The sequence below is a fragment of the Psychrobacillus sp. FSL H8-0483 genome (genome assembly GCF_038637725.1).
In the GTDB taxonomy this organism is placed as follows: domain Bacteria; phylum Bacillota; class Bacilli; order Bacillales_A; family Planococcaceae; genus Psychrobacillus.
Window position 1 is genome coordinate 972,069 of sequence record NZ_CP152052.1, and the last position, 24,150, is coordinate 996,218.

Genomic DNA, 24,150 nt, shown 5'->3' on the forward strand with positions numbered 1-24,150 from the left:
CAAATGGTTTTAAAACATTATATATTGTTGAGGAGGAGGAGAGAAGATGCTTGCCTTTACACTTGTTCTGGCATTTGTCGCATCCGTACTATTTACTCCACTTGTAAAAAGATTAGCATTTCGCTTGGGGGCAGTTGACACTCCAAATCACCGAAAAGTTCATGCTAGAATCATGCCAAGACTTGGTGGACTAGCAATATTTTTAGCTTTTTTAGTAGCTTTTGCTTTTTATCGTCCAGATGGACAATACGATAAAGCGATGCTATTGGGTGCATTAATCATTATTATTACAGGTGTTTTAGATGATATGTTTGAGATTACCGCAAAAGCTAAATTACTTGGTCAGCTCCTAGCAGCTGGAAGTATTGTTATATATGGTGGATTACAAATACAATTTATTAACTTACCATTTGGTGTATTTGGTGGACAATTAGAGTTTGGTTATTTCGCTATCCCATTAACCATTTTGTGGATTATTGGTATAACGAATGCAATTAACCTTATTGATGGATTAGATGGTCTTGCTGCAGGTGTTTCTGCGATCGCACTAATCACGCTTTCAGGTATGGCGATTATGATGGGGAATCCTTTTGTTGCAGCGATGGCAGCAATATTAGCAGCAAGTACTTTAGGATTTTTGGTATTTAATTTTTATCCGGCAAAAATTTTCATGGGTGACACAGGAGCATTATTTTTAGGATTTATGATCTCTGTCCTAGCCTTACTTGGATATAAAAATGTTACTGTTGTAGCATTGGTAATCCCTATTATTATGCTTGGAGTTCCAATTTCAGATACATTCTTTGCTATCGTCCGAAGAATTCGTATGAAGCAACCTTTATCAGCACCAGACAAATCACACTTACATCATTGCTTATTGAATGTAGGTTTCACACATCGTCAATCTGTGCTTATTATTTATGCAATTGCAGCCATGTTTGGTATTGCAGCAATCATATTCTCACAGGCAACCGTATGGGGAGCAATTATTTTATTAATGGTGATGCTGTTAGCGATAGAGTTGTTTGTAGAAGCTATTGGATTAGCAGGAAAGAATTATCGACCACTTATAAACTTTGTAAAAACGATCGGTAAATGACAATTTCAGTAATATAAGCATATATTGAAAGTATTGCGCAGATTTTTAGCCTCCTATTCTATAATAGAATAGGAGGCTTTTCTTCTGGAATATTGCTATATATAAATAGTTTTAACAAAAAAATAGAGCTAGAAAGGGTTAACTATCAAACCCTTTCTAGCTCTTTACTAGTTATGATTCATCATCATCGGAAGCATAATCTTTAATTTGATTGGAATTGTTGTCTGAAATATTACTCGTTTCAGGTTGAAGTCCAAGGTGGCTTTTTAGTATATCTCTTGTTTCTTCTAAACTCTCTTCCTCTAGCTTCCAATAATAAGTACCGGTTGACATATCATCGTAACCTTCTAGAGTAAGCGTATCAATTTGAGGGACCCCGCCTTTGATATACTCAAAAAAGGATTTCATCTCATCAAACGTCATATCGGTTTTCATATTATCTCCTACAGCATCAATAACTTCGCCGTACTTCGTGAATGATGAAGCGGAGCTAGCTTTCTTAACAACCGCTGAAAGAATCATTTGTTGACGTTTTCCACGTTCTATATCATTATCATATTTTCGCGTTCTTGCTAAGGCTAAAGCTTCTCGACCATCTAACTCCTGTAATCCAGGTTGTAAATTAACCGTTCGTTGATCATTTTCGTCTTTTTCCACTAATTTATAAGGAACTTCAGCTTCAATTCCACCTAAAGCATTAACGACATCAATAAAAGCGTTAAAATTCATTTTCACATAATAATCGACTGGAACTTCCAGTAAATCTTCAACCGTTTCAATCGCGGCTTTTGTTCCACCATATGCATGGGCATGGGTAATTTTATCATTATAGCCAACCTCGTCAATATATACATAGGAATCACGAGGGATACTGATTAGCTTCACGGTTTTCGATTTATTATTTAATGTAGCAAGCATTAATGCATCCGAGCGACTACCTGAATCACCTTGATCACGCTTTTCACTATCATCTATCCCAATAAATAAAACGGAAACATTGTCGTTAATAGGTTCTACTTTCTCAGTGCGCTTGTCCGACCCCTTGCCGCGATCTCCAGCTACCTCAAATGCTTTGTCTGCAGCCGTTTCCGCTTTTTTCGTCAAATATGCAGCATATGTTGATAAAGAGATTAATAAAGAAGCAATTACTATTAAAGAAACTGTTAATATAGTACGCTTTTTAGATCTCCTCTTTTTTTCTTTTTTATATGATTTTCTTCTCATTATTTTATCTCCCTTAATCTAGGTACTATTCAGTCGTACAAATAGCTAAGTATTAGACGTACAATAGATAAATAAGTTTCAATAGATTAGACCTGCCCTTTATTATACAACGGATTAGGGAATAGGTAAATTTAATTCACTTCGAACTCTAGAAAATCTTTTTCGACAAGTTCCATTTTTGCTTGGCCGTTTGTTATTTCGGTCATCCATTCTGCAAATTTTGCCTCATCCTCAGCTTTGGTGTAGACAAATACTTCGACTAAATCTGCGTAACTAATTTCTTTTAAAGGATAAGAGGAATTTCGCACTTCATTTTCCACTTTTCCTAGCCATGTATAATCTATAGATACTTTCATTAAATGATGTAGCTGTCGTTCCACCAATTTTGCTGCGTCAATTCCTTCTGTTGTCGCTTTTCCGTAAGCTCGAATTAAACCTCCACCACCGAGCTTAATACCCCCAAAATAACGTGTTACGACAACTACAGTATCCTTTATACCCTGTTTCTTTAACACCTCAAGCATAGGAACACCTGCAGTTCCACTTGGTTCTCCGTCATCGTTCGCTTTTTGAATGTTATCGTGCTCGCCAATTATATATGCCGAACAGTTATGTGTAGCATCTTTATGTATTTTTTTGATATTATTGATAAAATTTTGTGCTTGTAGTTCTGTCTCGGCACGTTCAACGTAAGTGATAAAGCGCGACTTTTGAATAAGAATCTCGCACTCTCCGTAGCCTTTTACTGTTTTGTAATTATTTCGCATTATAAAAATTCCCTTCTGTATCGATTGAAACATAGTTGTAAACTAATTTTAATTTATTTTTAGTCACTAAGTGCTATAATAGAATTTGTCAGCACTAATGAATGAAGACTCATTTGAATGTACAAAGGAGAAAAAACAGATGACGAATAAGAATCTTGAAGTGCAATCGTTAGATGTTATTTTCGATCGAATGGTCGAAGTCATGGATCATTCGAAAAAGGATATATTCATTATAAGCGAACAAAGTCGTCAAAGCTTCGAAGAAATGAAAGTAGAGTTAGAAATAATTCGCGGGAACATTGAAACGGTTATTATTGAAGGGGATTCGCTCGAATCAAAATCCAGATTAGCACGAAATCGTCTAGCTGAAGTCTCCAAGAATTTTGATTCGTATGAAGAACCACAAGTACGTAGTGCATATGAAACTGCTAATGAAATTCAAATAAATCTTTTGATTAAACGCAACGAAGAAAGACAACTAAGACAAAGAAGAGATGAATTAGAACGTAGATTACAGGGGATTTTAGAAATGATCGAACGAGCGGACCAGCTCGTTAACCAAGTAAATATTGTAATGAATTATTTAACTTCTGATTTAAAAGACGTTGGTGAAGCGTTGGAAAATGCGAAGATTAAACAAGATTTCACACTAAAGATTATTGAAGCACAAGAGGAAGAACGTAAAAGACTTTCTCGTGAAATTCATGACGGACCCGCGCAAATGTTGGCCAATGTGTTACTTAGAACAGATTTGATCAACATTACCTATCAACAACGCGGTGGCGACGAAGCGATGAAAGAAATCATTGAGCTGAAAGAAATGGTTCGTAATGCACTTTCTGAGGTTCGGCGTATAATTTATGATCTTCGTCCAATGGCACTTGATGATTTAGGATTGATTCCAACGCTACGAAAGTACATAATGACTACAGAAGAATACAATCCAATGTGTAGAATAAATTTCCAAACCTTTGGAGAAGAACAACGAATACTTCCAAATTTCGAAGTAGCAATCTTTCGCCTTGTCCAAGAATGCTTAACAAATGGCATCAAACACGGAAAGTTCACAGAAGCATCCGTGAAAATCGAATGGACGAAACAAAAGATGAATATTTTCGTCAAAGATAATGGAGTTGGATTTGATCCAAAAGTCGTAAAAGAAAAGTCATTTGGTTTAATTGGAATGCAAGAGCGCGTTGATTTGCTTGATGGGACGATGAAAATTATATCAGCACCTGGTCGAGGAACATCCATTTTGTTTAGCATACCAATAAATAAGGAATAGTAACTATAGCCATTTTTAAATAGGAGGAAATGAACATGACAAAAATTATTATTATAGATGACCACCAACTTTTCCGCGAGGGAGTAAAACGTATACTAGATTTCGAAGATACATTCGAGGTTGTGGCAGAAGGCAGCGATGGTAGTGACGTACTTCGTTTGTACGAACAATACTTACCAGACGTTGTATTAATGGATATTAATATGCCTACGAAAAATGGCGTAGATGCAACAGAAGAGTTAATGGAAAAATTCCCAGAAGCGAAAGTAATTATGCTTTCCATTCATGACGACGAATCATACGTATCCCATGCATTAAAAACAGGTGCACTTGGATACATGCTAAAAGAAATGGATGCTGTAGCAATCGTCTCTGCTATTAAAGTGGTAGCAAAAGGCGGATCATACCTACATCCAAAAGTAACTCGTAACCTTGTAGCAGAATTCCGTCGCCTAAGCGAACGTGAAAATAAAGGAAACTTCCATCAAACCGAAATTCGCCGCCCGTTCCATTTACTAACAAAGCGCGAATGCGAAGTACTTCAACTATTAACAGATGGACAAAGTAACCGTACAATCGGAGAAACTCTATTCATCTCTGAAAAAACAGTAAAAAACCACGTATCAAGCATACTTCAAAAAATGAATGTAAACGACCGCACCCAAGCAGTAGTAACAGGCATCAAAAACGGCTGGGTTGAAGTGAGATAAATAAAAGTTATGAACCCTCTTGCCCTTGGGCAAGAGGGTTTTTGAATACATTAATGTATTGCGCGTATGCGAGTGAATGTTGCGAATAACACCTATAATATTGCGAGTAAGCCCGATAATCTTGCGAGTAACAAAAACATTGCGAATACCGCTCGGAATATTGCGCATAAGCGAGTGAATGTTGCGAATAATGCCCACTATATTGCGAGTAAGCCCGATAATCTTGCGAGTAACAAAAACATTGCGATTACCGCTCCAAATATTGCGCGTACGCGAGTGAATGTTGCGAATAATGCCCGCTATATTGCGAGTAGGCCCGATAATGTTGCGCATAACAAAAAATTGCGAATACCGCTCCAAATATTGCGCGTACGCGAGTGAATGTTGCGAATAACACCTATAATGTTGAGAGTATGCCTGATAATGTTGCGCAAAGCAAAAACATTACGATTACGGCTCCAAATATTGCGTATACGCGAGTGAATGTTGCGAATAATGCCCGCTATATTGCGAGTAAGCCTGATAATGTTGCGCATAACAAAAACATTGCGAATACAGCTCGGAATATTGCGCATACGAGAGTGAATGTTGCGAATAACCCCCACAATATTGTGAGTAGGCTCGACAAATTTGCGTGTAACAAAACTTGCTCTCATATTCTCTTTATTTATCACTTTTCTGCGTGAAATATCTCCCAGGACCGGAGCCGTGTGCTTCTAAATTCATCTTATTTAACATGCGAGATGCTGAATAGATGGATTCAATTCCACAAAATCTTCGAATCTCTTTATTAGTAATTTCTTTTTTGATTAACAGAAAATAGTCGTTTACAGCAGAAATATGTGCGTAGCGATGATTTTTCTTACAGGCTAAGCATGTCCAAGTAGTCGATAAGCGCTTCATTCCCAAAACACCACAATGCGGACACTCCACACCTCTAATCAAATCATTCGGAGAAATACGATAATGTTCGCATAACGGAGGATACGTAAACTTGGATTGCTCCCCTCGAATCATGTGCTCAAGAGTAGCCAGCTGTTTATCAGACAGGAAATCAGGAGAAGAATGGTTGTACATATGAATAATTTTCTCAATAATGCTTTCTAATTTAAACACGGGATAATGGGAAGGTTTATTCCGGATTCGACACGATTTGGATGTCATGACGATGGCTCCGGTTACTTGAAGTTCGGGGAATGACCTGCGTAACAAATCTTTCATAAATCGTATATTACGCATCAATTGAAAATATGGGTTTGGGAAAGGCGTTTCAAGATTATTTCCTTCTAGTCTATAAAACTCCTCGGTGCTCGTATCGAAATTCAAATCTCCACTCATATTTTTAGACTCTAACACAATGCAACAACGATCCGTCACAACAAGGCAATCGATTTGCACCTTCCAATCACCTTCATGCAACGCTACATCCGAAATAATCCGAAACGTACCTAGCAATCTTAACTCTCCAAGCTTTACTAAAAGTCTATCCTCACCGCGCTCTCCAGCCTCTTTTTTTCGAATCTCTTCACGAATAAAACTCTCATTCTCGTGCGTATTACCTAATCTTTTTAATAAAGCTAAATGACCTTGCAAATACTCACCTCCAATCTACCTACATCACACTTCAAAAGTCAGAAAATTTCATTATCATTTTAGGCGAAACCTATTAATTGAGTTTTCGTCATAACTATGACAAAATAACTATCAGAATCAGCAGCAGGAGGAGAACTAGATGAAACTCATACAAGCAATTACTCTCGCAGCATGCGCCCTAACACTTGCTGCTTGCAATAGCACCGAAGATACAAAGCAAAACGCAGGATCTGCAAATGATGCAGCCCCAACAGATGCACAAACGGTAACAGACCACGGAGCAAAAGACAAATCCGAAGTCGGCTTCGAAATGGCTGGTGGCAACATCGAAGAGGCAACCAACGTACCAGAAAAAGAAAAAACAGCTATACTCTCGGCATTCGACGAGTATATGGATGCCTTTAACGCAGAAGATATCGACCGTTACATGAATGTTATCTCCAAAAAACCAGAAGGCTTCAACTATAACGATGAAAAAGTCGTGGTCGAACAAGCCTTTGATGAGTACGACACAATTCGTACTGCCGAAGACGTAACCATTATTAAATACGACGATTCAGAAGCGCAAGCGCAAGTTTTTACCAATTTACATATTGCACTGGAACAAACAGGGACAGGTGCGAAACTCGATCGTAATGGTCGCCAAGTAACTGTTTTCGCGAAAGAAGACGGCAAATGGTTAGTCACCAGCGTTTACTTTATTGGTGATACAGCTGAATAACAAAAGATATCCCCCGCATGTATGTATCATGTCAGGGGATTTTTTCCTTTCATTTCCCTAATACATTCAGTAAACTAGGGAGTAGGAGTGTGATTTTTTTACATGAAAACGGTAGTAGTAACGGATAGTACGGCTTATATCCCACAAGAAACTCGCGAAAGCCTAAACATTCGCATGGTACCACTTAGCGTTGTGATCGGAAATGACACTTACCGAGAAGAAATCGACATCAACGCAGCTGAATTTTACGAGAAAATCCGAAACGAACGCGCGCTTCCCAAAACATCGCAACCGTCCCTCGGAATCTTTGTTGAAACATTTGAAGAACTATCAAAAGAATACGACGCAGTCATTTCCATCCATCTATCGAGCGGAATCAGCGGAACACTTGCTGGTGCCGAACAAGCTGGCGAAATGGTGGACAATATAAAAGTACTTCCATTTGACTCGGAAATTTCCTGTATGGTACAAGGCTTCTACGTCCTTCGTGCTGCAGAAATGGCACAAGCAGGTGCTCATCCAGATGAAATCATGCAAGAACTGAACACGATGAAACAAACGGTGCGCGCATACTTCATGGTGGACAGCCTAGATCATCTGCACCGCGGTGGGCGCTTAAACGGCATCGAACGTGTCATTGGCACGATGCTTCAGGTCAAGCCAGTTCTACACTTCGAAAACAAAGTCATCGTACCATTTGAAAAAGTTCGGACACGCAAAAAAGCGATGAAACGAATTGCAGACCTACTTCAAGAAGACGCAAACAAACACGCCAACCTGCAAGCAACCATCATTCATGCGAACAACGAAAACGAAGCAATCACATGGAAAAACGAGTTACAACCACTTATGCCAAATGTTCACTTTACGATCAGCTATTTCGGACCAGTGATCGGCACTCACCTAGGTGAAGGCTCGATGGGCCTCGGATGGGTGAAAATCGACTAGCCTAACACGTTAGGAAGATGCCCATGAACGAACAATTACAACAATTTCTTACTGGCCGCATATGGCTTCGCGAACATACCCCATTCCCGCGCGAAGTCATCGACGCCCACATCGACAGTGGCCACATCCACCTCAAACCAGGTATCGAATCAGACGAAAGCTCTTTTTTGTTTTGGCAATTAAAGAAGTACGTCTGTAACCGGTGCCACAACACAAACCAAACCTTATTTCACTCATTTCATTGTGCACGTTGTAACCAAATATGCGTTTATTGCCGCCAATGTATTCGGATGGGGCGGGTGAGTAGTTGCTCTGAGCTTCTACTTTGGAGCAAAGAGCATGCTCGCGGCGCGAACGCTCATGTGTTTGCATGGAGCGGCCAACTAACCCCTCCTCAGCAAAAGGCAAGTGAAGAACTTCTAGCAAGTGTCCGTCAAAACAAATCTCATCTTCTTCATGCAGTATGCGGAGCAGGCAAAACCGAGCTACTATTTCCGTCTATTTTTGCTAGCTTACAAGCAGGAAAACGAGTATGCGTTGCAGCTCCAAGAACGGATGTAATACTAGAACTTTTCCCACGCTTTCAAAAAGTATTTCCGAAAACGACCATCCATGCACTCTATGGTGGAGCTCCAGATCAAGAAGGCTTCGCTGATTTAGTACTCGCAACAACGCATCAGCTGTACCGTTTCGAAAAGGCATTTAATGTTGTATTTGTCGACGAAGCAGATGCCTTTCCTTATTATGCAGACGAGACATTGCAGCAAGCCGTCATCAAAGCTGCCAAACAACACGCCGCCATTCACTATGTAACAGCCACTCCTACCAAGTCATTGAAAACAACGAACCAATCCATTCTTTCCCGTAGATATCACGGGCATGATTTACCTGTCCCTAGATTTGCTAGCTTATATGGCTACGCAAGAAAATTGAAGAAAGGCAGCGTTCCTTACAAATTGCAGCAATGGATCGAAGAAAAAACAACAAATAATATTCCATTTCTCGTTTTCTTACCAACTATTGAAATGCTCGAAAGCTTTCCAGGTCATTTACCAAGGGTCCACGCCGAGCATCCCAAACGAAAAGAAATCGTCATGCAGCTTCGTGAAAAGAAAATTCCAGGCCTACTCACAACGACTATTTTAGAAAGAGGCATCACCATTGAAAATGTTCATGTAGCAGTGGTTGGAGCAGAACAGAAAATCTTTACATCGAGCGCTCTAATTCAAATAAGTGGGCGAGTCGGGCGTTCTTTTCAGTATCCTGCTGGAGATATTGTCTTTTTCCATCACGGCATTAGCTACGAAATGGACAATGCAAAAGCAGCAATTGAAGGGTGGAATAAGAGTTGAACTGTTTACTTTGCGGAAGCAACTTTCAATCACCGCCTACTTGGAGAAGCTTGATTTTATATGAATTAGCAGCCTCTGCATGTAGTAGGTGCTGGAGTAAATTTGAAAAAGCTGAGACAGAAATCGACTTTTTGAATTTTAAAGGAACTCGCTATGAAGGGGCAGTCGATTCTGTTACTTCACTTTATTCCTATAACGAAGCGATGAAAAGCTATTTACATCAGTATAAATTTCTCCAAGATGTTGCGTTATCACATATTTTTGCTGAAGAGTTAAGTCATGTATTCGAGAAAAGAGAAGGAATAGTGGTACCGATCCCAATGCATCCGGAAAAGCTAGTGTTAAGAACCTTTGCACAGGTGGACGAGCTATTAAATAGTGCAGGAATTCCTTTTCAGCATATACTCGCTAAAACTGCAACAAGTGAGCAAGGGAAAAAGTCGAAAAAGGAACGTTTAGAAGCGAACCCATTATTTGAAGTAATCGGTAAAGTCGAAGAGCTAAATTATATTTTATTCGATGATATTTACACAACTGGCGCCACGATTCACCACGCGGCGAAAGTTTTGAAGGAAACAGGAGCAAGGAGAGTGGATGCCATCACTTTAATAAAAGGATAAACAGCCGATATAAAAAAGGAGAAAATGACAGCAAAGTACTTGGGGGGATATCATAATGGGTGAACTAAAAAATTGTCCGTCCTGCGGCGAATTTTTTAACTATACAGGATTAAGAGAGGTATGTAATAACTGCGCGATGAATGAAGAAAAACTATACGAAATCGTATACCGATTCCTTCGTAAACGTGAAAATCGAGCAGCAACCGTTGAGAGAATTGTAGAAGCAACTGGCGTAGAGGAATCGCTTCTACATAAATGGGTACGTAAAAATAGACTTCAACCAGCCATGTTCCCAAACCTTGGCTATCCATGTGACAACTGTGGAAAATTAACAAACGTTGGAAAGCTATGCGCAAGCTGTAGCCAAAAACTACAAGCTGGACTACGTCAATTCGACGCTGCAAAAGAGTTTCGTGAAAAAGTAAACAACCAAGAAGCTACTACTTATCGTAAAGATAGAAGTTAAACTCTCACGTAGCGTGGGAGTTTTTTTGTAATCAGGTTCAATCCAGTATAAACTCATCTGAAGTGAGCATAACCAGGTCTGAATCCAGCATAAACCTCACTGAACTCAGCAAAACAACTTCAAATTAAGACTCGAAGGAGCTATAACCGAACTTCGAAAGAAAACTTAACCCATAATCCATGTTAAAATAGAAATTTTATACGGCACAACCAATATTCCAACATTTCCTACAAAAAACACTAAACACATCGCATTTTTAACCGAAATAATCAGTAGACACTTTATAAAGAAGAGGGGAGGCCAACCAATCATGAAAATTTCTAACATTGGTTTAAACCAAGTAAATCCATATAAACGCAACCAACAGCTATCCGAGAAAGCACAAAACACATCAAAAACAACTGCCGATCAATTGGAGATTTCATCTGTTGCCAAAAGCATGCAAACGAAATCACCTGTAGAAGTAGAACAAGCAGAACGCGTTGCTGCAATAAAAGCCGATATAGATGCTGGCACTTATAAAGTAGATGCTAAAAAACTAGCAGCCAACATTCTCAATTATTACCGTATGTAAAAGGAGCTTATAAAATGTCCATCGAAAAGATTCTGCAAGCCCTAGATAAACTAGATATGCTACACAAAAGTTTACTAGAAGTTGCATATAAAAAAACAGAAGCCATTAAAACAGGTGACATGGACAGTCTAGACCAACTGCTCAAGGATGAGCAAGCACATGTAGCAGGTATTTCACAGCTTGAGCTACAGCGTCAGCAAGAGGTAACGGATTACCTACGAGCAAAAGGAATTGCTCCTACTGACAACCCAACTGTTGCACATGTCTTAGAAAATACCAACACAGACGAAGAAAAAACACTACTAGGAGCAGCCCGTAAAAATTTACTTCTAACGATAGAAACACTAAAGTACCAAAATGATTTAAACCAAAAACTAACACTTCAATCACTACAATTCGTCAATTTAACTTTAGATATGTTAAGACCAAAGCCAGACCAAATAAACTACTCAAAAAACGAAGTAAAAGGTCCATCCAAGGAGAAAACCTACTTCGATTCTCAAGCTTAAGGAGGCGACCCCATGGGCTCCACATTTATGGGATTAGAAACAAGTAAACGCGGACTTTATACTCAACAATCCGCTCTTTATACAACAGGTCATAATATATCGAACGCAAATACACTAGGCTATTCACGCCAACGTGTAAATATGGAAGCAACTCTAGGTTATCCGGGAACTGGACTTAATGCTCCAAAAATGCCGGGTCATTTAGGAACCGGTGTGCAAGCACAATCTGTACAACGAATTCGCGATCAATTTATTGACCGACAGTACCGCCAAGAAACTACTAAACTTGGCTATTGGGAGTCACGATCGACAGCAATTGCTGAAATGGAAGACATTATGTCGGAACCGTCTGAATTTGGATTAAATGCATCCTTAGATCAATTTTGGAAATCACTTCAGGACTTAAGTACAAACCCTGAAAATGCGGCAGCTCGTAAAGTAGTAGTACAGCGCGGTATTGGTGTAGCGGAATCATTTAACTATATCCATAAACAACTTTCAGATATTCAAGGAAACTTAAAAAATGAAATTCTAACATCCACTGATGATGTAAACTCTATTTTGAACCAAATTGCTTCTTTGAATGAACAAATTCAAGCAATTGAACCAAATGGGTATATGCCGAACGATTTATATGATGCTCGTGATACATTGCTAGATGAGTTATCGCAATTTTTTCCGATCGATATTGAATATACAAAATCCGGGGGTAATTCATTAGCAATTGCCGAAGGATCTGTAAAAGTATCTATTAAAACAAAAACCGGTAGTATAGAGATAATTAACGGTAAAGATGCAGGGAAGCTTTCACCAAATGGAATGTCCAACAATGAAAATTTTGAACCTTTCAATGGATTCACTGTGGCAGGAAGTGGCGCTGTAGTAGGTGGACCGATAACATATGATGACATGGAATTAAACAAAGGCAAAATGTTGTCTCAAATAAATTCATATGGGCATGGAACAGATTCTAAAAATGCGCAAGGTTACTATCCAGAAATGCTCGCAAAATTAGATCAAATGGCTAATGAGTTTGCAAAAGCCTTTAATGTTATTCATGAAAAGGGACACCCACTAGCTGGAAGTGCTGATATTGCGGATTTCTTTGATGTTACAAGCTCAGGAGCTGCAGGTATAAAAGTCAATGCTGACATTATCAAAGATCCTGGAAGCGTAGCTGCTTCTTCTGGGATAGGTGAAGAAGGAAGCGGAGCAAATGCAATACTCTTGGCAAATATGAAGTCCGGAATACTGACAGGCCTAGGAGGAGCAACTGTTCAATCATTTTATCAATCAATGATTGGACAACTAGGAGTAGATGGGGAACAAGCAAATCGTTTGGCTTATAATTCAGCAACAATCAAGTTAACTGTAGAAAATAATCGTGCTGCTGTCAGCTCAGTTTCTTTAGACGAAGAAATGACAAATATGATTACTTTCCAACAAGCATACAACGCATCAGCGCGAATGATTACAGTAGTGGACGAAACACTCGACAAAATCATCAACGGCATGGGCCGAGTTGGATTATAAGCTAGAAAAGGATAAGCGCCTGTTTTGAGTAGAACAAAGGCTAAAGTCTCCAAGTCGTGTGGAGAACGCCTTTGTGATCTGCTTCCTGCAAACTTAAGCAAATGGAAAAAATCGAGCATGGTTGTTCATAGCCACCACAGAATTTATTCCTTTGACTTCGAGTAGCTAGGTGCTGAAGACTAGACAATAGGAGGTCAATCACATGCGCGTAACACAATCAATGCTTTCAACTAATATGCTTCGTAACTTATCAAAAAGTTATAACAAAATGGGAATACTACAAGAACAAATTAACTCAGGTAAGAAAATAACTCGCCCTTCGCAAGATCCTGTGGTAGCTATTAAAGGAATAGGTTATCGTACTGATTTAAACAAAGTAGAGCAATATCAACGTAATCTCGGAGAAGTAAACAACTGGTTAGATAGTTCAGATGACGCACTTGATAAAGTAGGAATCGCTCTTCATCGTGTGCAAGAACTTATTACACAAGCTTCTACTGACACTTTAACACCAGATGACCGTACGAAAATTGAAAAAGAAATTACACAAATTAAAGAACAAATGCGTGATATGAGTAATACAAAAGTTGGGGATAAATATATTTTTTCCGGAACGAATACTAATTCACCTTTACATGATGGTACAAACTTTTTAACGACGGGAGCAGCACCAGGTGTAAATAAGGATGTTAATATAGAAGTTTACGATGGAGTAGAAATTACAGTAAATACTAAGGGACTCGATATATTCCAAAATATAGATGCAATGATTACCGGGTTAGAGGCTGATTTAAAAGATCCAAATAAGACAGGTAAAGATTTTGATAAATATTTAACAATGAAAAGTGATAATGAAAAAACTGTTTTAGCCGCCCGTGCAGATATCGGAGCACGTCAAAATCGGGTAGAAATGATGGAAAACAGACTCGGGGCACAAGAAGTCATTGTGACCAAACAACTTTCAAACAATGAAGATATTGATTATGAAAAAGCCATTACAGAAATGATAACTCAAGAATCTATTCACCAGGCAGCACTTTCTGTTGGGGCTAAAATTATTCAAGCAACACTAGTAGATTTTATTAGATAATAGAAAGCGTTTGGACAACTTGTTCAAACGCTTTCTTTAGAGGTGAGATAGATGAACTTTCCGCAAATACAGATTCGAACAACAGATGCTAGATTAGGTCTTTCTATTGAAGAACCAAAGCAAATAATTCGTCAACCAAAAGCAACACAACAAATTGAACAACCTGCAGCAATTGTTGATATTGAAACTACACGAGGATTTATGAGAATTGATTCTTCCCAAGCAAGGCGAGATATAGGGTTAATTGGTACACTAGAATCTACCAAAAAATATGCCTCAGAAGGTAGTCAAAAAGCAATGGAAGGAATAGCTAGACGTGCAAGTGAAGGCAGGCAAATGATGGATATTGCCCATAATTCAAATGCAATAGTCTCGATTTCAAAAAAAAATACTTTTCCAGTTTCAGCAAAGCTAGGGATAGACTTTATACCTTCTATTGGATCTGTAAAATTAGATTATACACCTGCGAAACTAGACTTTAATGTACAAACACAAGAAGCGAAAATTAGTGCACAAGTGAATAAACCAGTTCACGAATATACACCAGGTAAAGTATCTGGATATATGCTACAAAACCCATCGATAGAAATAGACGTTATTGTCTAAAAGGAGCTTAAACATGAACATCGAAACAAAATTTCTAGGTGAAGTTACTATAGAAGAAAAAGAAATCATCCACTTTCAAAACGGGTTGCCTGGTTTTGAAGACATAACAGAATTTGTCATCCTACCATTAGAAATAGATTCTCCATTTGCAATTTTACAATCAGTAAAACAACGAGAAATAGGTTTCGTACTTGCTCTTCCTTTTTTATTTAAAAAAGATTATGCATTCGAATTATCAGATGAAGATAAAGAGGAACTCAAAATAAAATCTTCAGAGAATTTACTAACGTATTCTATAGTAACTTTAAAAGAACCTTTTAATAGTTCAACATTAAATTTACAAGCACCAGTACTCATCAATCACGAACAAAAAATTGCTAAACAACTAGTATTACAGGATGGGAACGCATATCCATTAAGATTCCCTATTGAAGGGAGCGACTTCTAATGCTCGTACTCTCCCGAAAAAAAGATGAATCCATTATGATAGGCGATCAAATTGAACTGAAAATATTAAGTGTAGATGGTGATCAAGTAAAAGTTGGTATAGTGGCTCCGAAAAACGTAAAAGTATACCGCTCTGAGGTATATGAAAGCATTCAGCAACAAAATAAAGAAGCATTAAATGTGTCCAAATCGTTAATAGAACAAATTACTAAAAAAAATCTTTAAAAAACTATTAAACATTTTCTGATTGGTACGATAATACTAATGTAAGGCAGAAATGGGGCGGCCGACCTTATACTGCCAAACAAATTCCACATGGACGTGGAACTAAATAAACCAAAATTCAAGGAGGAATCTCACAATGAGAATTCAACACAACATTTCAGCTTTAAACACACACAGAAACTTAACAGCTAACCAAGGGTCATCTGCTAAAAACTTAGAAAAATTATCTTCTGGTTACAAAATCAACCGTGCTGGAGACGACGCTGCTGGTCTTGCGATTTCTGAAAAAATGCGTGGACAAATCCGCGGTCTTGACATGGCAACAAAAAACGCTCAAGATTCTATCTCTTTAATCCAAACTGCTGAAGGTGCATTAAATGAAACACATTCAATCCTTCAACGTATGCGTGAACTTGCAGTACAAGCGTCTAATGATACAAACGTAGCAACAGACCGTACATCAATTCAAGATGAATTAACTGCATTAACTGCTGAAATTGATCGTATTGCTGGAAACACTGAGTTTAATACACAGAAGTTATTAGATGGTAAATTCACAGGAAAAACATTTCATATCGGTGCAAACTCTGGGCAATCAATTAAATTAAGCATTGGAACAATGGATTCTAAAGCGTTGAAAGTTACTGCGGGTGCTGTGAAGATTGCTACTGCAGGGGATGCTAGTAAGTCAATTACTTCTATTAATACAGCGATTGAGTCAGTTTCAACACAACGTTCTAAATTAGGAGCTGTTCAAAATCGTTTAGAGCATACAATTAACAACCTAGGTGCTTCATCAGAAAACTTAACTGCTGCAGAGTCTCGTATTCGTGACGTTGATATGGCGAAAGAAATGATGAATTTCACAAAAAATAACATCTTAACGCAAGCTGCACAATCTATGCTTGCACAAGCTAACCAACAGCCACAAGGTGTTCTACAACTTTTACAATAATTCAATTTTTATTTTTTACCCCACTCTATTTTATAGAGTGGGATTTCTTTATATTCTTATGTATTTGTCGATATAAAGTATGAGGTGAAAAGTGTGATTCAAGATTTTAACATCGAAAAAATGCAAACGAAAACAGTATTTCCAACATTGAAAGTCAATAGCTTTTTTTTACATAGTAAATATAATCCGAAAAAAGAAGCTGAGCAGTTTGCAAGTAGTCAATATACCGAAAATCATGTACATATATTATTTGGTTTGGGTCTTGGTTATTTTGCCGATGCTTTGAAAGATAAATTAACTAAAAATGACGGATTAATCATAATTGACCCACTCTTTAAAGAGATAGAATCGCTTACAAATCGAGGAGATTATAATGTAATCTCTGCTGTTACGGAAAAAAATATTGAAACAGCCTTGAATAATTTACTAAACGATTATAATGTAAATGTAAAGTTAATATGTTCACCAAATTACGATAAATTATTTCCAAACGAATATAAAGTAGTGCTGAAAACAGTAAAAGATGTTTTGAGCATGAATACTGTTTTTTTTAACACAGTCAATTTTTTTGCTGAAATATGGCAGGAAAATTACATTCGAAATCTTTTTTACGTTTTTGAAGATGATAGTTTAACTAAATTAGAGAATAGCTATAATCTTCCAGTAGTGATAGCCTCTGGAGGCCCTTCCTTAACAAAGCAAATTCCTTTGCTTAAAAAGGTAAGAGATAAAATACTCCTTATTGCAGCAGGATCAACTGTTACCACGCTTTTGCACTACGATATTGAAGCGGATTATATTGTTTCAGTAGATGGTTCAATAGCGAATTATAATCATTTTAAAGATAGTACCTTTAAAAAATCTAAATTAATATATAGTATAAGGAACCACTATAAAATTAGAGAACAGTTTAAAGGTCCGGCATTCAGCTTTATTCCTGTATTCGAACCAGGTGTTTATGAACATATTAAAAAAATGACTAAAAAAAATTTACCAACGTTACTTGGAGGTGCTTCGGTCGCTAATTACACACTCACGATTGCTCAATATATTTCAAACGGTCCTATTGCGTTGATTGGCCAAGATTTATCTTACACGGATAACAAAACCCACGCAGAGCATAATAAATATTTTTCTAATGTGAACGATCAGTTCAAAGAAGAAAGGAGAACTTTCTTTACAGAAGGATATGATGGTAACGAGGTACTAACAGATACTGTCTTTCTTTCGATGAAAAAAGGTTTTGAACAGATTGCTGAAGTTTCGGAAGAAGTAAAGCGTTTCTTTAATTGTACAGAGGGTGGTGTGAGAATCAAAGGATTTAACCAAAAAACCTTTCAAGAATTTTGTGACGACATTGAACCGATGGAAGCGAAAAATGAGAACAATGATTTGATGAGTTCAATTATAGATTTGGTGAGTTGGCGAGAACTACATGAAAGAATTCAAGCAGAAATTAAAGATTATGAAGAAATCACACTTCAATTAAATAAAGGACTACGACATTTAAAAGAGAATCCTTCTAAAAATAAGTTTAGTCAAAAAGCAATTATAGGCTTGAATCAAGTGGATAAAAAACTAAAACAATTATTTGAAAAGGTTTCAATGAATAGCATTGTGGAACCAATCACAATGGATGTTTTGGAGAGATTTTTACCAAAAAAAGGAGAAAATATAGAGGGAGAATATAAGCGAGTATTTGAACAAAACCAAACTCTGTATGATCGCCTTTTGAATGCAACAAACCTTTCAAGACAATATACAGAAAATTTATTAGATCAAATAAAAAAAACAAAACTTGGAGATGAATAGAATGAGCGAAGTACTATATGAAGTGGTTGAATCTTATAATGAATATATTAAAAAAGTTCCTGCCGGATGCCAAACAATTTCCGATAATTTGCGTGGAAATCATATTACTTTTGCATTGCAACAAATTATAGATTTTACCGATGGTGCTAAATGGTTATCGGAAGCAAGCGATTTATTTCATAAAAATAGCTTGTCGGTTGATTTGAGAACAGATAAAATAAATTATTTTTTGCAAGAAATTAACAATGGATTAGAGATACAAGATTATGTATTGGTTGCCGATATATTTGAGTATGAAATTCAACCATTCTTCTTAGAATGTCTAAATGTAGAGGTTTCTGGATTGCAATGAAATGGAATTATTTGCGAAAAGGGAAAATTATGTGTTGACAGAACCTTAATTAAAACAAACAGTGGAACTACTAAAAGAAGTTAAAAAGGCTTGTTTTGTGTAATGTTGGGATCAACACTAAAAGTGAACTAAAACTATCGGAAGTTCCTCATACAGTTATCATAACAGACCTTCACCTCAGGTGATAAACAAACTTATAGATACCGATTATCAGTGACTCCGATTATAAAAAGATTTTGTACGATACCATAAACAGTAAATAACATGAAAAGGTGTAATAGATATGACTAAAAAAATCCTAGTAACTGGAGCGGATGGTTTTATCGGCTCTCATTTAACTGAAGAACTTGTTAAACAGGGGTGTGATGTACGAGCATTTGTTTATTATAACTCTTTTAACTCTTGGGGATGGTTAGATCAATCCTCTAAAGAAGTGAAAGAATCATTAGACATTTTCTCTGGAGATATTAGAGATCCATTTGGAGTAAAAGAAGCGATGAAGGGGTGCTCACATGTACTGCATCTGGCGTCTCTTATTGCTATTCCTTACTCGTATCATTCTCCAGCTACTTATATTGACACAAATATAAATGGGACACTTAATATCGTGCAAGCTGCACGTGAGTTAAATGTAGAGAAGGTTGTGCATACATCTACAAGTGAAGTTTATGGTACAGCACAATATGTACCGATTGACGAAGATCACCCGTTACAAGGTCAATCTCCATATTCAGCTTCTAAAATTGGAGCAGATCAAATGGCCTTATCGTATTATCGTTCATTTGATACACCTATAGCAGTCATTCGACCATTCAATACATATGGTCCTCGTCAATCAGCACGTGCAGTTATTCCAACGATTATTAGTCAATTAGCAAGTGGACAAACGACAATTAAATTAGGTGCTATTAGCCCAACGCGTGATTTCAACTATGTAAAAGATAGTGTGGGCGGATTTATTTCTGTCATGAACTCACCAAAATCTATTGGAGAAGTAATTAATGTTGGGTCGAACTATGAAGTATCTATAGGAGAAACAGCCGAAATGATTGCTGACATTATGGGTGTGAATTTATCGATTGAAACAGATGAACAACGCCTTCGTCCAGAGAAAAGTGAAGTAAATCGTTTATGGGCTGAAAATAAAAAAGCAAAAGAATTGATTGGTTGGCAGCCTCAATATGGCAATAAAGATGGATTCCGTCGTGGCTTAGAAGAAACGATTGAATGGTTCACTAATCCGAAGAATTTAGCTCAATATAAGGCAGATGTATATAATATATGAATACACAATGGTTAGCGTTTACAAGTCAGATTAAAGAACATTATAAGAAGGATTTTGTGCCACTGCATGAACCGACTTTCAATAGTAAAGAACTCGAATACGTAACAGATTGTATTGAAACAGGATGGGTATCGTCAGTTGGCGCGTATGTGACACGTTTTGAGGAGGATCTAGCACGTTTTACAGGGGTAAAGCGTGCTGTTGCTGTTATGAATGGAACTGCTGCATTACATATTGCGTTAAAGGTAGCAGGAGTACAAGTGAATGAAGAAGTTTTCATGCCTGCACTGACATTTATTGCAACTGCAAATGCAACTTCTTATCTAGGAGCAGTTCCACATTTTGTAGATGTGTCTGAAAAGACATTGGGTCTCGACCCGCATAAGCTAGAAGCTCATATTTTAGAGATTGGTGAAGTAATAGGAAATCAGTTGATCAATAAAGAAACAGGGCGTATCATTCGTGCCGTCGTGCCAATGCATACTTTTGGACATCCTGTTGAAATAGAGGAAATACAACTTATTTGCGAAAAATATCATTTAGTATTAGTAGAAGATGCTGCGGAATCATTAGGTTCTTACTATAAAGGGAAGCATACTGGAAGCTTTGGTAAAGTTAGTGCACTTAGCTTTAATGGCAATAAAATCATTACAACAGGTGGTGGTGGTGCCATTTTGACTGATGATGAAGAACTTGCAAATTATGCAAAGCATATTACGACAACAGCAAAAGTGCCACATCGTTGGGAATATGAACATGATGAAATCGGATATAACTATCGCTTACCGAATATAAACGCAGCATTAGGCTGCGCTCAGCTTGAAAAAATGCCAGAATTTATCGAGCAAAAACGTCTGTTAACAGCTTGTTTTGAAGAACTTGTAGCGCCATTAGAAGGTGTAACGCTCTTTAAAGAGCCAGAGCATACGACTAGTAACTATTGGCTACAAACATTGATTTTAGATGATACTTTAAAAAGAGACGAAGTACTAACGTTTTTAAATGAAAATGGAGTAATGAGTCGACCGATTTGGACACCTATGCACGAATTGAAGCTGTACGCGCAAATGCCAAAAGCTGATTTATCAACTACAGAACGACTCAATCAAAAAATTATTAATATCCCTAGTACGCCAGTAAGGGAGGGGTAGGCTTTGAAACGAAAAATCTGTGTCGTAACTGGAACAAGAGCAGAATATGGGCTATTATCCAACTTAATGAGAGCTATCCAACAATCAACTGATTTTGAACTACAGCTCATAGTAACCGGTATGCATTTGTCAGCTGAATTTGGTTTAACATATAAACAAATAGAAGCAGATGAATTTGTTATTAACGAAAAGGTAGAAATGTTACTTTCTTCAGATACATCTACGGGTGTTGCTAAATCGATTGGACTAGCAACCATTGGATTTTCAGATGCATTTCAACGATTAAAACCTGATTTGCTCATAATATTAGGTGATCGTTTTGAGATGCTTGCAGCGGCTCAAACTGCACTTGTCATGCAAATTCCAATAGCGCATATTCATGGGGGGGAGTGTACTTTTGGTGCTTATGATGATGCGATTCGTCATTCGATTACGAAAATGGCTACATGGCATTTTACAAGTACGGAGTCTCACCGAAATCGAGTGATTCAGCTAGGGGAAAATCCAGAACGAGTTTGGAACGTAGGGGCAATTGGTATAGAAAATATAATAAATCTTCCATTGATGACAAAGGAAGAGCTGTATGCGAATTTACAGTTAAATGAAGATAAACCTATGTTCTTAATTACTTATCATCCTGAAACAAATCTTCAAACAGACGGTATTTATCCCTTATTGAAAGCATTGGACTCATACCAGCATGTGAATTTGGTGTTTACGAAGGCAAATGCGGATAATGGAGGACGTCAAATTAATGAAATCCTTGAAAACTATACGTCAAAACACGACAATGCATATTTATTTGATTCTTTAGGGCAATTGAGGTATTTAAGTGCAGTGAAAGAGGCAACCGTAGTTATAGGTAACTCTTCAAGTGGTTTGATTGAAGTCCCTTATTTAGAAACACCGACCGCTAATTGTGGAGAACGACAAGCGGGACGTGAGAAACCGAGTTCAGTATTTGATTGTACATTAGAAGTTCAATCAATTGAGAATGCTATAAAAAGTGCTTTAATGTATAAAGGTCCCTATGATCAAGTTTTTGGTGATGGACATGTGGTAGAAAAAATCATGACCGAATTAAAGAAAATTCTATCATTTGCGATACAAAAGGAGTTTTATGATATATGAGTCAATCAACGTATATAATTGCCGAAGCAGGAGTCAATCATAATGGCTCCTTTGAAATGGCGAAAAAATTAGTAGATGTTGCAAAGGAAGCAGGAGCAGATGCTGTTAAATTTCAAACGTTTCGTGCAGAGAATTTAGTGACAAAAGAGGCTCAGCAAGCAAATTATCAAGTAGAAAATTTAGGCGAAGCAACGTCACAATATGAAATGTTGAAAAAGCTAGAATTATCGTTTGAACAATTTAAATCGCTGAAATACTATTGCGATGAAATAGGAATTGAGTTTTTATCTACGCCGTTTGACTACGATAGCGTGGATTTTTTAGTTGATGAATTACAAATGCAGACCGTTAAAATTCCTTCTGGGGAATTAACAAATTCACCATTTATACACTATATTGCAACTAAGCAAAAGAAAATGATTATTTCAACAGGTATGGCAACTATTGATGAAATACATGAAGCTCTTTCATTTGTAGCCTATGGCTTAGCAAGACCAAATGTTGATGTTTCAATTAATAGTGTTAGTTCATTTTATCAAACAAATGAAGCGAAAGAAGTTTTACAAAAATACGTAACAGTTCTTCATTGTACAACGGAATATCCAGCTCCTTTTGAGACAATTAATTTAAAAGCTATGAATCAGTTGGAAAAAGAACTTAAACTATTTATTGGTTTTTCAGATCATTCACAAGGTATTGCAGTTCCAATCGCAGCAACTGCTATGGGAGCGACTGTGATTGAAAAGCATTTTACATTAGATAAAGGATTACCAGGACCAGATCATGTGGCGTCATTGGAGCCATCCGAATTAGTTTCAATGATCGAAGGCATCCGTCAAATAGAGCGTGCGCAAGGAACGGGTATAAAAGAGCCAACAGCAATGGAGATGAAAAATCGCATCGCAGCGAGAAAAAGTATTGTAGCAAGTGGCGATATTAAACAAGGAGAAACATTAGAAGCTTCCAATATGAGTATAAAAAGACCTGGTAATGGTATACCACCATCAAAATACTGGTCATTAATAAGTAAAAAAGCGACTAAGTTTTATCTTGAGGATGAACAAATCGATGAATAAGCCGATAATTATAATAGGAAATGGCGGACATGCATCTGTTTTGACAGAGATATTATTACTTCAACAACGGGATATTCTTGGTTATACAGCACCTAGCCAAGAAGCGAATTCATACCGTGTAAAGTATCTTGGTACAGATAAGATAATCGAAACATATAGCCCAGAAGAAGTGGAGCTTGTTTTAGGACTAGGAACAGTACATATTTCTACTGTTCGTCATACCATTTTTGTGAAAATGAAAAAATTAGGTTTTACATTTGTTACTTGTATCCATCCAAAGTCAATCGTCTCGCTAACTGCTATACTAGCTGAGGGAACACAAGTAATGGCTGGTGCTATTATACAACCGCATGCACAAATTGGAGAAAATACGATTATTAATACAGGGGTAATTATTGAACATGATTGTTTAATTGGTGCGCATGTTCATATAGCACCAGGTACGACTCTTTCTGGAGGAGTTATTATAGGGAACGAGTCGCATATAGGAACGGGAAGTTCTATTATCCAAGGTGTTGAAATTGGGAAAAAAACGCTTATTGGTGCAGGTTCTGTTGTTATTTCAAATATAGGTACGAGCAAAAAAGCTTATGGAGTACCTGCAAAGGAAGTGTAGTCG

Annotated in this window: 26 protein-coding genes; 23 read left to right on the plus strand and 3 right to left on the minus strand. The window is 37.4% G+C overall.

Annotated features, from left to right (window positions below; genetic code table 11):
- Positions 1-46: 46 nt before the first annotated feature.
- Entirely contained in the window at positions 47-1,099 is a 1,053-nt protein-coding gene (locus MHB48_RS04395; RefSeq protein ID WP_342600342.1) for an MraY family glycosyltransferase, read from the plus strand.
- Between the two features lie 171 nt (positions 1,100-1,270).
- On the opposite strand, the gene MHB48_RS04400 is transcribed toward MHB48_RS04395, so the two are convergent.
- Together MHB48_RS04400 and MHB48_RS04405 are read right to left on the minus strand one after the other, a co-directional pair.
- Positions 1,271-2,323 (minus strand): LCP family protein, encoded by a 1,053-nt coding sequence (locus MHB48_RS04400; RefSeq protein WP_342600343.1) that lies wholly within the window; start codon positions 2,321-2,323, stop codon positions 1,271-1,273.
- A gap of 131 nt (positions 2,324-2,454) precedes the next feature.
- A complete protein-coding gene (locus MHB48_RS04405; RefSeq protein WP_342600344.1) occupies positions 2,455-3,090 on the minus strand; it encodes a YigZ family protein in 636 nt (211 codons plus the stop codon).
- Positions 3,091-3,229: 139 nt separating this feature from the next.
- On the opposite strand from MHB48_RS04405, the gene MHB48_RS04410 reads away from it, so the two are divergent.
- Positions 3,230-4,375: a histidine kinase gene (locus tag MHB48_RS04410; RefSeq protein WP_342600345.1), complete on the plus strand. Its 1,146-nt coding sequence runs from the start codon at positions 3,230-3,232 to the stop codon at positions 4,373-4,375.
- Between the two features lie 35 nt (positions 4,376-4,410).
- On the plus strand, positions 4,411-5,085 hold the full coding sequence (locus MHB48_RS04415) for a response regulator transcription factor (RefSeq protein WP_342600346.1): 675 nt from the start codon (positions 4,411-4,413) through the stop codon (positions 5,083-5,085).
- Between the two features lie 663 nt (positions 5,086-5,748).
- Here the strand turns inward: MHB48_RS04415 and MHB48_RS04420 are convergent.
- On the minus strand, positions 5,749-6,678 hold the full coding sequence (locus tag MHB48_RS04420; RefSeq protein WP_342600347.1) for a nuclease-related domain-containing protein: 930 nt from the start codon (positions 6,676-6,678) through the stop codon (positions 5,749-5,751).
- Positions 6,679-6,817: 139 nt separating this feature from the next.
- Between MHB48_RS04420 and MHB48_RS04425 the strand changes: the two genes are divergently transcribed.
- The 20 genes from MHB48_RS04425 to MHB48_RS04520 all read left to right on the plus strand — a co-directional run bounded on the left by MHB48_RS04425 (position 6,818) and on the right by MHB48_RS04520 (position 24,147).
- Positions 6,818-7,399, plus strand: coding sequence for a nuclear transport factor 2 family protein (locus tag MHB48_RS04425; RefSeq protein WP_342600348.1), 582 nt, complete (start codon positions 6,818-6,820; stop codon positions 7,397-7,399).
- Between the two features lie 102 nt (positions 7,400-7,501).
- Entirely contained in the window at positions 7,502-8,347 is an 846-nt protein-coding gene (locus tag MHB48_RS04430; protein ID WP_342600349.1) for a DegV family protein, read from the plus strand.
- Between the two features lie 299 nt (positions 8,348-8,646).
- Positions 8,647-9,699: a DEAD/DEAH box helicase family protein gene (locus tag MHB48_RS04435; RefSeq protein WP_342600350.1), complete on the plus strand. Its 1,053-nt coding sequence runs from the start codon at positions 8,647-8,649 to the stop codon at positions 9,697-9,699.
- Positions 9,696-10,319 (plus strand): ComF family protein, encoded by a 624-nt coding sequence (locus tag MHB48_RS04440; RefSeq protein ID WP_342600351.1) that lies wholly within the window; start codon positions 9,696-9,698, stop codon positions 10,317-10,319. The genes MHB48_RS04435 and MHB48_RS04440 overlap by 4 nt, the downstream gene beginning before the upstream one ends.
- A gap of 55 nt (positions 10,320-10,374) precedes the next feature.
- Entirely contained in the window at positions 10,375-10,785 is a 411-nt protein-coding gene (locus tag MHB48_RS04445; protein ID WP_342600352.1) for a TIGR03826 family flagellar region protein, read from the plus strand.
- A 310-nt stretch (positions 10,786-11,095) separates the two neighbouring features.
- Positions 11,096-11,359 (plus strand): flagellar biosynthesis anti-sigma factor FlgM, encoded by a 264-nt coding sequence (flgM, locus tag MHB48_RS04450; protein ID WP_342600353.1) that lies wholly within the window; start codon positions 11,096-11,098, stop codon positions 11,357-11,359.
- A gap of 14 nt (positions 11,360-11,373) precedes the next feature.
- Positions 11,374-11,868, plus strand: a complete 495-nt coding sequence (locus MHB48_RS04455) for a flagellar protein FlgN (protein ID WP_342600354.1) — start codon at positions 11,374-11,376, stop codon at positions 11,866-11,868.
- Positions 11,869-11,880: 12 nt separating this feature from the next.
- Complete coding sequence (gene flgK, locus MHB48_RS04460; RefSeq protein ID WP_342600355.1) at positions 11,881-13,401, plus strand: flagellar hook-associated protein FlgK; 1,521 nt, start codon at positions 11,881-11,883, stop codon at positions 13,399-13,401.
- Between the two features lie 202 nt (positions 13,402-13,603).
- Complete coding sequence (gene flgL, locus MHB48_RS04465) at positions 13,604-14,491, plus strand: flagellar hook-associated protein FlgL (RefSeq protein WP_342600356.1); 888 nt, start codon at positions 13,604-13,606, stop codon at positions 14,489-14,491.
- A gap of 51 nt (positions 14,492-14,542) precedes the next feature.
- Positions 14,543-15,097 (plus strand): DUF6470 family protein, encoded by a 555-nt coding sequence (locus tag MHB48_RS04470; protein WP_342600357.1) that lies wholly within the window; start codon positions 14,543-14,545, stop codon positions 15,095-15,097.
- 13 nt (positions 15,098-15,110) lie between these two features.
- The gene (gene fliW / locus MHB48_RS04475) at positions 15,111-15,545 is read left to right on the plus strand and encodes a flagellar assembly protein FliW (protein ID WP_342600358.1); all 435 of its coding nucleotides are present in this window, start codon (positions 15,111-15,113) and stop codon (positions 15,543-15,545) included.
- Positions 15,545-15,769 carry a carbon storage regulator CsrA gene (gene csrA, locus MHB48_RS04480; RefSeq protein WP_342600359.1) on the plus strand — a complete coding sequence of 75 codons (225 nt, stop codon included), beginning with the start codon at positions 15,545-15,547 and terminating at the stop codon, positions 15,767-15,769. Before fliW ends, csrA begins: the two co-directional genes overlap by 1 nt.
- Before the next feature lie 136 nt (positions 15,770-15,905).
- A complete protein-coding gene (gene hag, locus MHB48_RS04485; RefSeq protein WP_342600360.1) occupies positions 15,906-16,724 on the plus strand; it encodes a flagellin Hag in 819 nt (272 codons plus the stop codon).
- 93 nt (positions 16,725-16,817) lie between these two features.
- A complete protein-coding gene (locus MHB48_RS04490; RefSeq protein ID WP_342600361.1) occupies positions 16,818-18,536 on the plus strand; it encodes a 6-hydroxymethylpterin diphosphokinase MptE-like protein in 1,719 nt (572 codons plus the stop codon).
- A 1-nt stretch (position 18,537) separates the two neighbouring features.
- The gene (locus MHB48_RS04495) at positions 18,538-18,888 is read left to right on the plus strand and encodes a hypothetical protein (RefSeq protein ID WP_342600362.1); all 351 of its coding nucleotides are present in this window, start codon (positions 18,538-18,540) and stop codon (positions 18,886-18,888) included.
- A 283-nt stretch (positions 18,889-19,171) separates the two neighbouring features.
- Positions 19,172-20,173 (plus strand): NAD-dependent 4,6-dehydratase LegB, encoded by a 1,002-nt coding sequence (locus tag MHB48_RS04500; RefSeq protein WP_342600363.1) that lies wholly within the window; start codon positions 19,172-19,174, stop codon positions 20,171-20,173.
- A complete protein-coding gene (locus MHB48_RS04505; RefSeq protein WP_342600364.1) occupies positions 20,170-21,324 on the plus strand; it encodes a LegC family aminotransferase in 1,155 nt (384 codons plus the stop codon). The genes MHB48_RS04500 and MHB48_RS04505 overlap by 4 nt, the downstream gene beginning before the upstream one ends.
- 3 nt (positions 21,325-21,327) lie before the next feature.
- On the plus strand, positions 21,328-22,455 hold the full coding sequence (gene neuC / locus MHB48_RS04510) for a UDP-N-acetylglucosamine 2-epimerase (RefSeq protein ID WP_342600365.1): 1,128 nt from the start codon (positions 21,328-21,330) through the stop codon (positions 22,453-22,455).
- The gene (gene neuB / locus MHB48_RS04515; RefSeq protein ID WP_342600366.1) at positions 22,452-23,531 is read left to right on the plus strand and encodes an N-acetylneuraminate synthase; all 1,080 of its coding nucleotides are present in this window, start codon (positions 22,452-22,454) and stop codon (positions 23,529-23,531) included. The genes neuC and neuB overlap by 4 nt, the downstream gene beginning before the upstream one ends.
- Positions 23,524-24,147: an acetyltransferase gene (locus tag MHB48_RS04520; RefSeq protein ID WP_342600367.1), complete on the plus strand. Its 624-nt coding sequence runs from the start codon at positions 23,524-23,526 to the stop codon at positions 24,145-24,147. Before neuB ends, MHB48_RS04520 begins: the two co-directional genes overlap by 8 nt.
- The last annotated feature ends 3 nt before the right edge of the window (positions 24,148-24,150 follow it).

What these genes read in the sequence shown, in the direction of transcription:
- MHB48_RS04425 (WP_342600348.1), top strand. Translation starts at nt 6,818, where the DNA reads ATGAAACTCATACAAGCAATTACTCTCGCAGCATGCGCCCTAACACTT.
- MHB48_RS04495 (WP_342600362.1), top strand. Translation starts at nt 18,538, where the DNA reads ATGAGCGAAGTACTATATGAAGTGGTTGAATCTTATAATGAATATATT.
- fliW (WP_342600358.1), top strand. Translation starts at nt 15,111, where the DNA reads ATGAACATCGAAACAAAATTTCTAGGTGAAGTTACTATAGAAGAAAAA.
- MHB48_RS04405 (WP_342600344.1), bottom strand. Translation starts at nt 3,090, where the DNA reads ATGCGAAATAATTACAAAACAGTAAAAGGCTACGGAGAGTGCGAGATT.
- MHB48_RS04445 (WP_342600352.1), top strand. Translation starts at nt 10,375, where the DNA reads ATGGGTGAACTAAAAAATTGTCCGTCCTGCGGCGAATTTTTTAACTAT.
- MHB48_RS04470 (WP_342600357.1), top strand. Translation starts at nt 14,543, where the DNA reads ATGAACTTTCCGCAAATACAGATTCGAACAACAGATGCTAGATTAGGT.
- MHB48_RS04395 (WP_342600342.1), top strand. Translation starts at nt 47, where the DNA reads ATGCTTGCCTTTACACTTGTTCTGGCATTTGTCGCATCCGTACTATTT.
- csrA (WP_342600359.1), top strand. Translation starts at nt 15,545, where the DNA reads ATGCTCGTACTCTCCCGAAAAAAAGATGAATCCATTATGATAGGCGAT.
- MHB48_RS04430 (WP_342600349.1), top strand. Translation starts at nt 7,502, where the DNA reads ATGAAAACGGTAGTAGTAACGGATAGTACGGCTTATATCCCACAAGAA.
- MHB48_RS04400 (WP_342600343.1), bottom strand. Translation starts at nt 2,323, where the DNA reads ATGAGAAGAAAATCATATAAAAAAGAAAAAAAGAGGAGATCTAAAAAG.
- MHB48_RS04500 (WP_342600363.1), top strand. Translation starts at nt 19,172, where the DNA reads ATGACTAAAAAAATCCTAGTAACTGGAGCGGATGGTTTTATCGGCTCT.
- flgM (WP_342600353.1), top strand. Translation starts at nt 11,096, where the DNA reads ATGAAAATTTCTAACATTGGTTTAAACCAAGTAAATCCATATAAACGC.
- MHB48_RS04455 (WP_342600354.1), top strand. Translation starts at nt 11,374, where the DNA reads ATGTCCATCGAAAAGATTCTGCAAGCCCTAGATAAACTAGATATGCTA.
- MHB48_RS04505 (WP_342600364.1), top strand. Translation starts at nt 20,170, where the DNA reads ATGAATACACAATGGTTAGCGTTTACAAGTCAGATTAAAGAACATTAT.
- MHB48_RS04415 (WP_342600346.1), top strand. Translation starts at nt 4,411, where the DNA reads ATGACAAAAATTATTATTATAGATGACCACCAACTTTTCCGCGAGGGA.
- MHB48_RS04520 (WP_342600367.1), top strand. Translation starts at nt 23,524, where the DNA reads ATGAATAAGCCGATAATTATAATAGGAAATGGCGGACATGCATCTGTT.
- MHB48_RS04410 (WP_342600345.1), top strand. Translation starts at nt 3,230, where the DNA reads ATGACGAATAAGAATCTTGAAGTGCAATCGTTAGATGTTATTTTCGAT.
- flgK (WP_342600355.1), top strand. Translation starts at nt 11,881, where the DNA reads ATGGGCTCCACATTTATGGGATTAGAAACAAGTAAACGCGGACTTTAT.
- neuB (WP_342600366.1), top strand. Translation starts at nt 22,452, where the DNA reads ATGAGTCAATCAACGTATATAATTGCCGAAGCAGGAGTCAATCATAAT.
- hag (WP_342600360.1), top strand. Translation starts at nt 15,906, where the DNA reads ATGAGAATTCAACACAACATTTCAGCTTTAAACACACACAGAAACTTA.
- flgL (WP_342600356.1), top strand. Translation starts at nt 13,604, where the DNA reads ATGCGCGTAACACAATCAATGCTTTCAACTAATATGCTTCGTAACTTA.